8 protein-coding genes and 2 rRNA genes are annotated in these 14096 nt (G+C 49.3%); 4 read left to right on the forward strand and 6 right to left on the reverse strand.

Annotated elements, in window-relative coordinates; genetic code table 11:
- Window positions 1-23: 23 nt before the first annotated feature.
- Both HC352_RS07540 and HC352_RS07545 read right to left on the reverse strand, forming a co-directional pair.
- Window positions 24-3116: ribosomal RNA gene (locus tag HC352_RS07540) — 23S ribosomal RNA — on the reverse strand.
- A gap of 245 nt (window positions 3117-3361) precedes the next feature.
- Window positions 3362-4886, reverse strand: a 16S ribosomal RNA gene (locus HC352_RS07545).
- The 16S and 23S rRNA genes sit together here, the layout of an rRNA operon.
- A gap of 683 nt (window positions 4887-5569) precedes the next feature.
- On the opposite strand from HC352_RS07545, the gene HC352_RS07550 reads away from it, so the two are divergent.
- Window positions 5570-6118 (forward strand): NADPH-dependent FMN reductase, encoded by a 549-nt coding sequence (locus HC352_RS07550; RefSeq protein WP_168918298.1) that lies wholly within the window; start codon window positions 5570-5572, stop codon window positions 6116-6118.
- Between the two features lie 69 nt (window positions 6119-6187).
- A complete protein-coding gene (locus HC352_RS07555) occupies window positions 6188-6649 on the forward strand; it encodes a Dps family protein (protein WP_369801236.1) in 462 nt (153 codons plus the stop codon).
- Window positions 6650-6711: 62 nt separating this feature from the next.
- On the opposite strand, the gene HC352_RS07560 is transcribed toward HC352_RS07555, so the two are convergent.
- Window positions 6712-7125, reverse strand: a complete 414-nt coding sequence (locus tag HC352_RS07560) for a rhodanese-like domain-containing protein (RefSeq protein ID WP_211080657.1) — start codon at window positions 7123-7125, stop codon at window positions 6712-6714.
- Between the two features lie 41 nt (window positions 7126-7166).
- Window positions 7167-7880: a potassium channel family protein gene (locus HC352_RS07565; RefSeq protein WP_168918299.1), complete on the reverse strand. Its 714-nt coding sequence runs from the start codon at window positions 7878-7880 to the stop codon at window positions 7167-7169.
- A 273-nt stretch (window positions 7881-8153) separates the two neighbouring features.
- On the opposite strand from HC352_RS07565, the gene HC352_RS07570 reads away from it, so the two are divergent.
- On the forward strand, window positions 8154-10397 hold the full coding sequence (locus tag HC352_RS07570; RefSeq protein ID WP_168918300.1) for a Rib/alpha-like domain-containing protein: 2244 nt from the start codon (window positions 8154-8156) through the stop codon (window positions 10395-10397).
- Between the two features lie 93 nt (window positions 10398-10490).
- Here the strand turns inward: HC352_RS07570 and HC352_RS07575 are convergent, their stop codons facing one another.
- The gene (locus HC352_RS07575; RefSeq protein WP_168918301.1) at window positions 10491-11732 is read right to left on the reverse strand and encodes a hypothetical protein; all 1242 of its coding nucleotides are present in this window, start codon (window positions 11730-11732) and stop codon (window positions 10491-10493) included.
- A gap of 189 nt (window positions 11733-11921) precedes the next feature.
- A complete protein-coding gene (locus HC352_RS07580) occupies window positions 11922-12371 on the reverse strand; it encodes a Panacea domain-containing protein (RefSeq protein WP_168918302.1) in 450 nt (149 codons plus the stop codon).
- Window positions 12372-12418: 47 nt separating this feature from the next.
- Between HC352_RS07580 and HC352_RS07585 the strand changes: the two genes are divergently transcribed.
- Window positions 12419-13498: a RelA/SpoT domain-containing protein gene (locus HC352_RS07585; RefSeq protein ID WP_168918303.1), complete on the forward strand. Its 1080-nt coding sequence runs from the start codon at window positions 12419-12421 to the stop codon at window positions 13496-13498.
- The last annotated feature ends 598 nt before the right edge of the window (window positions 13499-14096 follow it).

The following is a 14096-nucleotide window of genomic DNA, read 5'->3' on the forward strand; positions in this document are numbered from 1 at the left end:
AAACACTGACGATAAGGAAACTTTTTTGTAAATGGTTGGCCATTAGTACCAGTCAGCTCCACACCTTACGATGCTTCCACGCCTGGCCTATCAACCCCATGGTCTATAGGGGGCCTACAAAACAATAATGTTTATGGAAACCTCATCTCAAAGCAGGCTTCCCGCTTAGATGCTTTCAGCGGTTATCCTTCCCGAACGTAGCCAACCAGCCATGCACCTGGCGGTACAACTGGCACACCAGAGGTTCGTCCGTCCCGGTCCTCTCGTACTAGGGACAGCCCTTTTCAAGTTTCCTACGCGCGCAGCGGATAGGGACCGAACTGTCTCACGACGTTCTGAACCCAGCTCGCGTGCCGCTTTAATGGGCGAACAGCCCAACCCTTGGGACCTACTCCAGCCCCAGGATGCGACGAGCCGACATCGAGGTGCCAAACCATGCCGTCGATATGAACTCTTGGGCAGGATCAGCCTGTTATCCCCGGGGTACCTTTTATCCGTTGAGCGACGGCGCTTCCACAAGCCACCGCCGGATCACTAGTTCCTACTTTCGTACCTGCTCGACCTGTCGGTCTCACAGTCAAGCTCCCTTGTACACTTACACTCAACACCTGATTGCCAACCAGGCTGAGGGAACCTTTGAGCGCCTCCGTTACCATTTAGGAGGCAACCGCCCCAGTTAAACTACCCACCAGGCACTGTCCCTGAACCAGATCATGGTCCAAGGTTAGACATCCAGCACGACCAGAGTGGTATTTCAACAATGACTCCACAACCACTGGCGTGGCCGCTTCAAAGTCTCCCACCTATCCTACACAAGCCGTACCGAACACCAATACCAAGCTATAGTAAAGGTCCCGGGGTCTTTCCGTCCTGCTGCGCGTAACGAGCATCTTTACTCGTAATGCAATTTCACCGAGTTCGCGGTTGAGACAGTGGAGAAGTCGTTACGCCATTCGTGCAGGTCGGAACTTACCCGACAAGGAATTTCGCTACCTTAGGATGGTTATAGTTACCACCGCCGTTTACTGGGGCTTAAATTCACAGCTTCAAACACAAAAGTATTTTAACCGTTCCTCTTAACCTTCCAGCACCGGGCAGGCGTCAGTCCGTATACATCCACTTACGTGTTCGCACGGACCTGTGTTTTTGATAAACAGTCGCTTCTCCCTGGTTTCTGCGGCCCTTCCCCCTAGCCTGTTAAAAGGCTTCAAGGTCCGGGCCCCCCTTCTTCCGAAGTTACGGGGGCATTTTGCCGAGTTCCTTAACCACGATTCACTCGCTCGCCTTAGTATTCTCTACTCAACTACCTGTGTCGGTTTAGGGTACGGGCGGCTAAGACCTAACGTCGAGGCTTTTCTCGACAGCACAGGATCACTCTACTTCCCCACAAAAAATGGGTCATCATCCAGCCTCACCTACACGCTTCCCGGATTTACCTAGGAAACAGGCTGCGCTGTTAAACGTGGCAAGCCATTAGCCACGCGAAGCTACCACTCTGCGTCACCCCTGTTAACACGCTTGCCTACTACGCGATCAGTTCCCACGCTCACCACAACCCCAACCCGAAGGAAGGAACCATAGCTCGGATGGTTAGTATCCCACGATTCAACACGGACGGTCTTTCGCCGGTACCAGAATATCAACTGGTTGCCCATCGACTACGCCTGTCGGCCTCGCCTTAGGACCCGACTAACCCAGGGCGGACGAACCTGGCCCTGGAACCCTTAGTTATTCGGCGGACGGGATTCTCACCCGTCATTCGCTACTCATGCCTGCATTCTCACTCGTACGAAATCCACAACCAGTCACCTGTGCTGCTTCACCTCACGCACGACGCTCCCCTACCCAACAAAACAAAAAAAATTTCATTGCCGCGGTTTCGGCGGTGTACTTAAGCCCCGCTACATTGTCGGCGCAGAATCACTTGACCAGTGAGCTATTACGCACTCTTTCAAGGGTGGCTGCTTCTAAGCCAACCTCCTGGTTGTCACAGCAACTCCACATCCTTTCCCACTTAGCACACGCTTAGGGGCCTTAACCGGCGGTCTGGGCTGTTTCCCTCTCGACTACGAAGCTTATCCCCCGCAGTCTCACTGCCGTGCTCTAACTTACCGGCATTCGGAGTTTGGCTGACGTCAGTACCCCGATAAGGGCCATCGGCCATCCAGTCGCTCTACCTCCGATAAGAAACACACGACGCTGCACCTAAATGCATTTCGGGGAGAACCAGCTATCACGGAGTTTGATTGGCCTTTCACCCCTACCCACAGGTCATCCCCTCCATTTTCAACTGAAGTGGGTTCGGTCCTCCACACGCTCTTACACGTGCTTCAACCTGCCCATGGGTAGATCACCCCGCTTCGGGTCTAGAACATGCAACTAAAAACCGCTTTTTAAAACTCGCTTTCGCTACGGCTCCCCCACACGGGTTAACCTCGCTACATGCCACTAACTCGCAGGCTCATTCTTCAAAAGGCACGCCATCACCCCTACCAAGGAGGCTCTGACGGATTGTAAGCGTCCGGTTTCAGGTACTATTTCACTCCCCTCCCGGGGTACTTTTCACCATTCCCTCACGGTACTACTACACTATCGGTCACACGGAGTATTTAGGCTTACACAGTGGTCTGTGCAGATTCACACGGGATTTCACGGGCCCCGTGCTACTCGGGCACCACATAAGGCAGGCTAACACATTACAACTACCGGACTCTCACCGTCTACGGTCCAGCTTCCCAACTGATTCGTCTACACGCTAGCATTTATCACTACCCGACCCCACATCGGCAAGGTCAAACATGGCCCCACAACACCACACACGCAACACCCGATGGCTATCACACGCGCATGGTTTAGCCTCATCCGCTTTCGCTCGCCACTACTCACAGAATATCTTTTCCTGCGGGTACTAAGATGTTTCACTTCCCCGCGTTACCCCCAAACACCCTATACATTCAGATGCTGGTAACCAGAAACAACTCTGGCCAGGTTCCCCCATTCGGACACCCCCGGATCACAGCTCGTTTGCCAACTCCCCGAGGCTTATCGCAGGCTACAACGTCCTTCATCGGCTCCGTATGCCAAGGCATCCACCGAACGCTCTTGAACACTTACAAAAAACCAAAGATGCTCGCGTCCACTATACAATTCTCAACCACCACACCAACACCACAAACAACCAACAACCACACAGGCCATCAATCATCCACAGGCAGCACGGAGTATTACCCCACACCCCAACAGCATGCCAACTTCCCACAACAAAAAAATTTTCCACTAAAAACCACCAAACCAACACCAACAAAGGCATCAGCACACCCACAATCAAACAAATAAAACCAGGTGTAAGGCAGCTCCTTAGAAAGGAGGTGATCCAGCCGCACCTTCCGGTACGGCTACCTTGTTACGACTTCGTCCCAATCGCCAATCCCACCTTCGACCGCTCCCCCCAAAAGGTTAGGCCACGGGCTTCGGGTGTTACCAACTTTCGTGACGTGACGGGCGGTGTGTACAAGGCCCGGGAACGTATTCACCGCAGCGTTGCTGATCTGCGATTACTAGCGACTCCGACTTCATGGGGTCGAGTTGCAGACCCCAATCCGAACTGAGACTGGCTTTAAGGGATTCGCTCACCCTCACAGGCTCGCAACCCTCTGTACCAGCCATTGTAGCATGCGTGAAGCCCAAGACATAAGGGGCATGATGATTTGACGTCATCCCCACCTTCCTCCGAGTTAACCCCGGCAGTCTCTCGTGAGTCCCCACCATAACGTGCTGGCAACACAAGACAAGGGTTGCGCTCGTTGCGGGACTTAACCCAACATCTCACGACACGAGCTGACGACAACCATGCACCACCTGTACACCACCCCGAAGGCCACACTATCTCTAGCATGTCGCAGTGTATGTCAAGCCTTGGTAAGGTTCTTCGCGTTGCATCGAATTAATCCGCATGCTCCGCCGCTTGTGCGGGCCCCCGTCAATTCCTTTGAGTTTTAGCCTTGCGGCCGTACTCCCCAGGCGGGGCACTTAATGCGTTAGCTACGGTACAGAACCCATGGAAATAGGCCCCACACCTAGTGCCCAACGTTTACGGCATGGACTACCAGGGTATCTAATCCTGTTCGCTCCCCATGCTTTCGCTCCTCAGCGTCAGTAACGGCCCAGTAACCTGCCTTCGCCATCGGTGTTCCTCCTGATATCTGCGCATTCCACCGCTACACCAGGAATTCCAATTACCCCTACCGCACTCTAGTCTGCCCGTACCCACTGCAGCCCCGGAGTTAAGCCCCGGTCTTTCACAGCAGACGCGACAAACCGCCTACGAGCTCTTTACGCCCAATAATTCCGGACAACGCTCGCGCCCTACGTATTACCGCGGCTGCTGGCACGTAGTTAGCCGGCGCTTATTCAACACCTACCCTCAACTTACGCCTTGTTCAGTGTTAAAAGGAGTTTACAACCCGAAAGCCTTCATCCCCCACGCGGCGTCGCTGCATCAGACTTGCGTCCATTGTGCAATATTCCCCACTGCTGCCTCCCGTAGGAGTCTGGGCCGTATCTCAGTCCCAATGTGGCCGGTCACCCTCTCAGGCCGGCTACCCGTCGACGCCTTGGTAGGCCATCACCCCACCAACAAGCTGATAGGCCGTGAGCCCATCCCCCACCAGAAACCCTTTCCAACCCCCACCATGCGGCAGAAGCAGAATATCCAGTATTAGACCCCGTTTCCAAGGCTTATCCCGAAGAAGGGGGCAGGTTACTCACGTATTACTCACCCGTTCGCCACTAATCCACCCCAGCAAGCTAGGGCTTCATCGTTCGACTTGCATGTGTTAAGCACGCCGCCAGCGTTCGTCCTGAGCCAGGATCAAACTCTCCAAACAAAAACCAAACACCCAACAAAAAGGCATCCAATCAATACACGTTCGAAAAGCCCAAAAACAGACTCAACAAAACAGACAAACCAAAACTAGCTCATCCAAAATAAAAAAGAAAACAAACCACACCAGCCACCAAAAAAGCAACCAGCACAATCCGCTTCCCAAACAAAAAATCATTGTAAAAAGCTGACACACTATTGAGATATCAAACAACACACCCACACCCAACAACCACCCAACAACAAAGCCAGGCAACCATCAAGAAGGCTATCCACACCAGTCTAACACACAACCACAACCAAGCAAAAACACCCAGTCACAACCACGCACCAAACCAGCGCCACCACCAAAGAACACAACCGCGCTCCCGGCGACAGATAAAAACTTTACGCACCCCCACCCCAAACGTCAAACCAAATCATCATAATCCAACTCACAATCTCTCAAACTCGCTAACTATCAACATAAACACCGAACGTAACTCACCCAACAGCAGTGTCAAGTAGACAAATATATAGACCTCATGGCATGGCGCCCAGCAAATCTTCACCAACCACCCATTCCACCACTCCGGCTCGCCTGAGAGCTAAATTTATCGCCAACAATTCTTCTTTATGCCCACGCTTCTGCAATAATCACTGGTGCGCATTAATTAGCGCATTTTGTTCCTATAGAAAGGCTCACCCATGCCAAAAATCGGCGTCATCGTTGGAAGCACTCGAACTGGCTCCTGGAACCGGAGAATCGCACAGGACCTCGCTTCTCAACTACCCGACGGCTTCGACGTCGTCGATATCGCAATTGATAATCTCCCTTTCTACAGCTCGGAGTGGGACACCCCCGAAACCTTGCCAGAGTCGGTGGCAACCCTACGCGCCACCGCAAATTCATGTGACGGTTTCATTATCGCTAGCCCTGAGTTTAATCGATCCATTCCAGGCGTATTAAAAAATGCGCTAGACATTCTCTCGCGTCCTTATGGCGCCACAACTTTTGCTGGAAAACCCACGTTAGTTGCCACTGCTACTCCTGGAGCTATGGGCGGATTCGGCGCTAACCGCGATTTACGTACCGTTTTGGCATTCTTGGATGCCCAGATTATTTCGCAACCAGAAATTTATGTCAGTTTCGTTCATAAGTTGTATGACGGAGATACTCTCAACCCAGAAACATCAGCATTTTTCCACACCGCGGCAGAAAAATTCGTTGCTGCATTTCACCTAGTAGCGAAGTAATACGTCCGTTCTTGGAAGTATGCACAATAATAGAGAATGTCAAAGAAATTTTTACGAGAGGAAATAACGATGACGAAGGCTTTTTCTGGTTCCACTGTTCTATCTGAGAGCTTACAGAAAGTATTGACCGACGTAACGGCACTTTCCCTCGTGGGCAAGCAGTTGCATTGGAATATTGTAGGCGTCGGTTTCCGCGGCCTACACCTCTACCTCGACGAGGTAGTCGCAGTTGCTCGCGCAGCTTCTGACGAGATTGCTGAGCGCATGCGTGCAGTGAACTTAGTTCCAGACGGTCGTCCCGAAACAGTTGGGCAAATGACATCATTGCCACCTGTTAAGGAAACTCTTCTTACCAGTGAAGAAACCGTAGCTGCCGCTGTTGCATCTATCAACGCTACAGTTGGCACAATGCGCCAGGTCCACGAGAAGGTCGATGCCGAAGATCCAGCATCTGCTGATATTTTGCTCGATTACATCCGTCAGCTTGAACAACAAGCATGGTTTATCGGATCTTCAGTCGACATGGCTTAAGGTTTATAACAGAGTTGGGGGCGAACCGTAAGTTCGCCCCCAACTTTTATTCCATCAACACTTTATTTATCGACGACGACGTCGAGCCCTAACTCCTGGGACGCTTCTTGGACCGACCCAAGATTCTTCACATCAGTAAAGCCAATGCTTTCCATGTAGCCTTTGGCGCCTTCCGCACGATGGCCGGAACGACAGTACAGTACATATGCTGCAGATTTATCCAAATCTTTGACTTGATTTTGGAATTTCGCATCGTTGACATCGAAATTAACAGCACCGGTCACATGACCGGTGGCAAACTCTTCTGGGGTACGAACATCAATAATCATTGGGGTTTGGTCTTTCTCTGATAGTTGGGAACTTTCTTTGGCCTGGGAATGAGCAGGCGTCTCCGATTGCGCTTGCTCGGCAGACGAACAGCCTGCCAACACCAAGCACAACCCACATATCACACCCGAAACAATTTTCTTCATCATGCGCCCATCCTATCCAGAATCGTACGGTTAAGGACACATCACTATGTTGTCTCTTGTACGAGCAGTTTTTTCAATTCCCTAATTTCTGCCCGCAATTCAGCAATTTCTTTTTTCGTGGCTGCCTGATGCTCTTCTGATTCTTCACTAACATTTTCGACAATCCATGAAGCTAACGTAGCTGTGACGATACCAGTGAGCGCGATGCCACCAACCATGAGCAGCAAGGCGATAATGCGCCCCGTCGTCGTCACCGGAAAAAGATCGCCGTAGCCAACTGTTGTGATCGTGACGAAAGCCCACCACAACGCATCCCCAAAACTCGCAAGCATTGTCCCCGGGGCATGCCGTTCCGTATCAAGAACTGCAATCGCGGAAATAAACACGAGCATCGTCACCGCACTCACGGCATAGACAATAATTTTTCCCCGGAAACTGATACTCACTTTCCGACCTAAAATCTTGACGAATGCCAGCAGGCGAAGAAGTCGAAGCGGACGTAGTAATGGCAAAAGCACAATAGCTAAATCAAATAAATTTCGGATAAACCATGGACGTTTCGGCGTAGCTAAAACAAACCGAACAGCATAATCCGCAATGAACAAACCCCAAATAATGTTCATAACGACGTCAATAGTGAACCGAGTCGGGCCAGTAACCTCACAAATAACTTCCCAGGTGTATAAAACAAGGAAGATTAACGCCAATATCACCATTGGACATTCTGATTGGCGTTCCCATTTTTCCACACGGTTCATGCGAGTGCCTCCATTTTCTATGCACAAGCCGACGGCGATCGCTTTGTGACCGTTGCTATCTTACCGATATTCTCACCCGCCGAACATTACGCAAAGACCGTATGTTTTCCAACAACGACTAACTTTTCCCCATTAGCAAACACTAATAGCCACTTCGGCAAAGTGTCAATAAGATGGAAAGAAGGTGATGATCAATATGCGCCCGTTCCACTCATGAACACTCAACGCGCTACTCATCACTCGAACCATACAAAGACTCATGAAGGACAATACATGTTTTTTCATCATAAGTTACGCAAATTTTGTGCAACTTTATCACTTACTGCGCTCCTGACAATGGGAGCTATAACCACATCTATGGCACAGGCGGCTCCTGCTGTCGAAACTGACCAAACCCCCAGCAATCTAGCTGATCAGTATACTTTCCATTTTGACTGGGACAGCAAAAATTTTGTCACATTTGATCCATCAATGAAGGGCCAGGAAGAAACACTCTTAGCCCAGTTCCACTTAATTGGAACTGATCCGAACACAAACGAACGAACACTCTTCCATCCGGCCATTTTATTGGAAACAAAACTGGGCGAATCGCAAACCTACTCTATCCCCACCGCATCCTACGAATGGGGTGGTACTACCTACACAGACATTCGCCTGTCGGGTGACTGGAACTGTGCCGATTTATATCCGGGCTATCCAGTCGGGGAGAATCAGCACACTACCCGCATCGTTAGCGCGTCATCTGCGTGCCCGCTTGGACGAGAAAATGGCCCTGACCCAGCGCAAGGTACCGACACTATCCGATTTGCTTTAGAGCAAAATGCAAACACTGACGTCAGCTTCAAGATTGCCGACGACAGCACGGTATTTAGTGAACACCGCGATAACCTTAAGGTTAAATTCGGCCTGAATAAGACATACAACGGCGCGACTGAAGTACACACAAACAAAAACGGTAAGCCGGTCACTGCAGTCATCCCGTTTGCGGATGGTCAGACGGTTTATCTTGCCAACGTCACCCCGGGAACAAATCCAAACGACAACGATTTTAACCGTGCCTTATCCTCGAATCACTTGGACATGTTCAGCCAATATACTGGAAAGTATCAATCGTTTACGTTGACAGCCGAGTTTGCAGATTCCAGTGCTCCTGCAGATAAGCTTGCCCAGTATTACGACCTCACAGTTGATGGCTCAGATATCGAAGGATGGACTCTCACGCTTCATTCCAAGGAGTTGCAGGCACACTACTCACAGGTCTCAGCGTTGCCTGACTCCCAGGTAGACTTCGTAGCGCCGACAGTCGACGTCGTTCCAACCGAGGACGTCGAACAATTCGCTGTTCCAGACAAGATGACCTTCGCCGAGAATGATAAAACACCACAGTGGGTCACCGTCAATCCTGATGGATCGCTATCTGGAAAACTGCCACAAGGCGCAAAGCCCGGTTCAACCATTGACATTCCAGTATCAGTGACGTTGCCAGATGGAAAGGTCACAGAAACTATTGCACAAGTCAAGGTAGACCAGCCATTAGTAGAGATCGCTCCAATCGGCACATTGACGGTTACTGGTGAAGCAACCTTCACCGAAGGTAAAGCTGACGAAGCCACCCTAGAGATCACTACTGAAGATGATCAGGCAACTGTTTCGGCAACTGATGTTCCACAAGGCTTAACTTTCGACCCAGCAACTGGAAAACTTTCCGGAACCCCAGTTGTTCAGGATTGGGCCGATGAGGAAACAAGCCGAGTTGTGCCAGTGTCCTTTACTGTGAAGAATTCTGACGGGTCCACTTTCACCACTACATTGAATGCAACGATTAACCGTGATAGTGATAGTGACGGCGTAGCAGACACTGCGGATAAGTGTGCGGATACTCCCGCCGATGCCCATGTTGATGGTAACGGTTGCGCAGTGGCACCACAGTTACCATCTGTCCCAACAGTTGCTGGCGAAAAGGGTAAGGAGATCACACCAGTTGAAATCCCGGTATCTAATCCCGGAAAGTTTGCCTTCACCTGTGCGGTAACGGATCTACCTGCTGGACTTCATGTCAAGCTTAATGACGCTGGTACCGCCTGCGTTATTTATGGAACTCCAAGCGCAGACACGGTTAAGGATGCGCAGTTTACGATTCAGTTGGCCTACACCCATCCAGATGGGGAGAAGACAGCTGGAAAGTCGCCGGTATACACCGGGAACGTCGATATTACGTTGCCGGCAATGATAGTTGATCCGACGACGACGATCGAGCGCCCGTCGTCGCCATTGATTCCGCTCACACCAGCAGAACCAATCCAAAAGCCAGGCACACCATTGATTCCGCTCACACCAGCAGAACCAATCCAAAAGCCAGGCACACCATTGATTCCGCTCACACCAGCAGAACCAATTCAAAAGCCAGGCAAGATGCTTGCGAAGACGGGTGCGCAAACACTCGGGCTAGTAGCGCTTGCCGGATTGACTGCAAGCGCTGGCGCGCTCCTCGTTGCTCAGCGTCGTAAGGAAAGCTAGCAACACAGGCGCATAGTCGCAGTACGAGATGTTAACTGAGGTGTGGGGAGTTCAGCACTCCCCACACCTCAGTCTTGTTTACTTGGGTACTAACTAATCCCAATACTTCTTAAATACTGACGAAACCGCGGACGATATGGCCTGTGGAGCAGCTTTAAGCTGTTCTACAGCATAGGTGGATGCTTCCTCGGCAGTCCGCGAAATACTATCCGATTTTTCCGACACAAAATTGCTCGCCACTGTTAACCACGCCGGACGCTCGCCCACATCTAGCACCATCTCTTGATCTGCCAGAACGCGCAAAATATTCTGTGTATCGCGAGCAATGCTTTCGGCATCTGAAATAACCGCATCGGCGGTTATCGGATGGAGTAGTTTATTATCCCGAGCTTCCTCAGCTTTTGCCACCAGCATCTCTCCCCAAACTGAAATTCCATCAGTGATGAGTTGCAACCGGCGTTGCCGTGCCCGCTTCTTTGCGTGCCGGTGGGCAAGGTATGCCTGCGGGGTGTCATGCTGAACTTTTTCCAGCTCAAGCAAGGCTACCTGATCACCAATCTTGAGTGCATGCGCACAGACAAGCATCCATTGCGGAACGTCTTCAACCGCAGTGTTCATCAGCCTTTGCAGCTCGGAACTAAACTCTGTCTTCGATATTTCTTTCCTTAAGTACTCAATTTTTCGCAATGCATATGCTTGCGCCTCGGCAAGGACTTTTTCGGCGTCGTCAATCTTTGACCACGCAATATCACCTAACTCGCCAACATTTTGAGCAATCTCAGCTGCCTCATCTACCCGCATTTGCAGGCCGAAGATTTCCGAAATAACACGATCGTGCTGATCCCGTATTAGCGTATCGAGCTTTTTATCTATCGTGACAAGATATTCTTGGATTTCTTCGAGTTGCTGCTGGAGTGCCATCTGTTGCATGTACATTCCGAACGAGACGAAAGATGCCGGGTTAAGATCCATCAAACCAGTTTGATCAAACTTGATGTGTTTGATAATTTGGCCATTATCTTGGCGAACGACGCCGGCAGGAACATTCGCAATACCGCCACGTTCCGCTACTAATTTTGCGGATTCTTCGGTTAATTTTACCCAGCGCCCTGATTCTTGAGTAACTAATCCACCTAATGAGCTTATAGAACCAAGCGACGAAAGAATAGATTGCGTAGGCGAAAAAGGTCGGGATTTTGCACCGCGTTGTTCGAGTGCTTCTATCAGAGCTTCGCCAGCGCCAAAAATTACCAGACCGTCCTCATCTTCGATGACGGTAAGCTGGTTATTTTCAGAAGCACCATTATCTTCAAAATCATTCTGTGGATTGGTCATGAAGAAAGGATACTACGAAGTTCAGACATGGATAAGCTCTGAGTTTTATTAACTTCTCACACGCTGCAGCCGCATCTGAGCTTGCGAATGCTAGCAGTTATGCTGAGAGATTCGAGGTAAAATTTTTCAAAACTACCCTTATATGTAGCGGAGAGCTACCAGAAAGAAGCTCTCCGCTACCAACACTAACTACCGTGGCGTAATCACTGGGTTTAAGCGATAATAATCGGTCATAGATTCCTTAGTGATGACAACATTTCCTGGATCACCAGGTCCTAGATTTCTACGAGCGCCTATCCACGGTTGTTCACTATGGGTACGTTCGCTTAATTCTCTTCCAGATAAGCTCCCAAGTTCGTCACGTACTTGGTCAACTATCCGAATTTCATTCTCAGTGAGCTCAGTTCCTCGATCCGGGATCTCTGATTCAGAAACAAAAAACTTACCGCGGTGAAGATGATATAGGTCGACGGCGACTGGGCCGCCACGCCATGCTTGAAAATCAGATTCAAAAAGCGGATGTCCGGTTGTAGCTAGGGCATGCGCTTGCGAATAGAAAACAAGCTTTTGCAACTTCATAGTTGTAAGAGACTTGTAGTTCGACAGAATATGCCGTGCAACATTATTAATACTTGCCATACAAGCCTCCTCCAGATCACTATTACTAATAGATTATTATAATACACATGAATTCGGTTAAAAATGCGAACTGTGATACGCCGATCTCTCGCTCGATGGCGAGGAAAAAGAGTAAGCTATTAAAGACCAAAAGCGTCTCACCGGGAGAAGACACCTATATCGAAGCAATCAGAGTGGTGCAGTGTTGGCGTAACCAATGTGTCCCCGCTACACAAAACTGTTTTCAGATCGTGATGCAGTGCGCTCAAATTATTGATGGGGCAGTTGCCACATTCCGAATGAAGAGGGTTAAGTCCATTGTTAACAAAATTCAGCGACCAAATAGCAATTTCGAGTTAAGCACACTCGATGATGTTGGCGGTTGCCGGTTAATTGTTAGCACTATCGACGATGTGGAAATAGCCAAAAAATTTTTGACTGATCATCTCACAAGTATTCATATATTGCGCATGAAGGATTATATAAATGAGCCCAAAGAAAGCGGATATAGGTCTTGCCACATATTAACTCAGCAAGAAATTGATGGCGTCAAATACCGGATAGAAATTCAAATTAGAACAAAGCTTCAGCATTATTGGGCGACAGCAATCGAAGTTGTTGACGAGCTTTATGGCGAATCTATAAAAAGCCCAAATTTTATCAATTCGATAGAAAAGGAGAATTTACGCGAGTTAAAGAACTCCCTTGCGATCGTTTCAAGTCTATTTGCTTTAGAAGAACATACAACTATAATTCCGGGGGCTTCTTCAACTAAGAAAGAACTATTAACGCAGCTTTCAAGTTCTGACATTTTCAGATCGCTCATCGATGACATGGAGGAAGCTTGTAGTGATGTTTTAGAACTTATAACGGGCAATGCCGAAAGCTCCGAGATATTTATCTTATCTTTCACAAAAGAGGATCAATTTCTACTAGTGCAACCCTTTACATCAGAACAGCTCGAAAATGCTCTTGCGAAGTATGCAAAGCTAGAACAAACCATAGAATCAAACGAGCATACGACAGATAATGTTGTTCTAGTTCACGCAAAAGGCGTTGAACAGCTCCGATTGGCATATCCGAATTACTCGGCTAACACACCCGAATATGTCCGGAAAGTAAGGGAGTATTTCGTTCTCGCACAATAGCTATTGCATGCTCGAATTTCATTTCAGTATCAAATATTGGGCGTTCCAAACTTCGTATACCTATTTAACGACGACGAAGCACCTTATCGTATTACTACCACTGGCAAGCCGATCGCAGTTTGAAACCATGCATAGTCCATTCACGCTGGGCTCCACGCAAGGTAGTGCTATCAAACGCACGTTGCGACAGGCTAACCATTTCAGAAACTTCTGGAAGCAAGTCGTTAAACGGCTTATACTGCGTGTGTCGAATCCCGCAGAATCAGCAAATTCATCCCCATACCTACCGTGCGCATTTATGCTTGCCGGTAGATTTACATAACTTGCGCTGCATCTTCTTGAATTCGAACCGCCTTGATCGGTCATGTTGAAGAAACGATCTTCATTCGTACACTCGATTCTCGATCAAACTGGCTATTAGATATTGAATCCCCCATTAACCGCTTTCAACCAATAACAATGGACATCGATCCTTTAGCTTCAACTCAAGACCCCCTTACCTCTCTTAACACTCTTGCGCTTGACATAATTAATCAAGGAGGAGTCGAAAATCTGCGCCGCATTGCCCACCCGTAAGTTTCAACCTCGAAGTGTCATT

This window comes from Arcanobacterium buesumense, from assembly GCF_012563545.1.
Lineage (GTDB): Bacteria > Actinomycetota > Actinomycetes > Actinomycetales > Actinomycetaceae > Arcanobacterium > Arcanobacterium buesumense.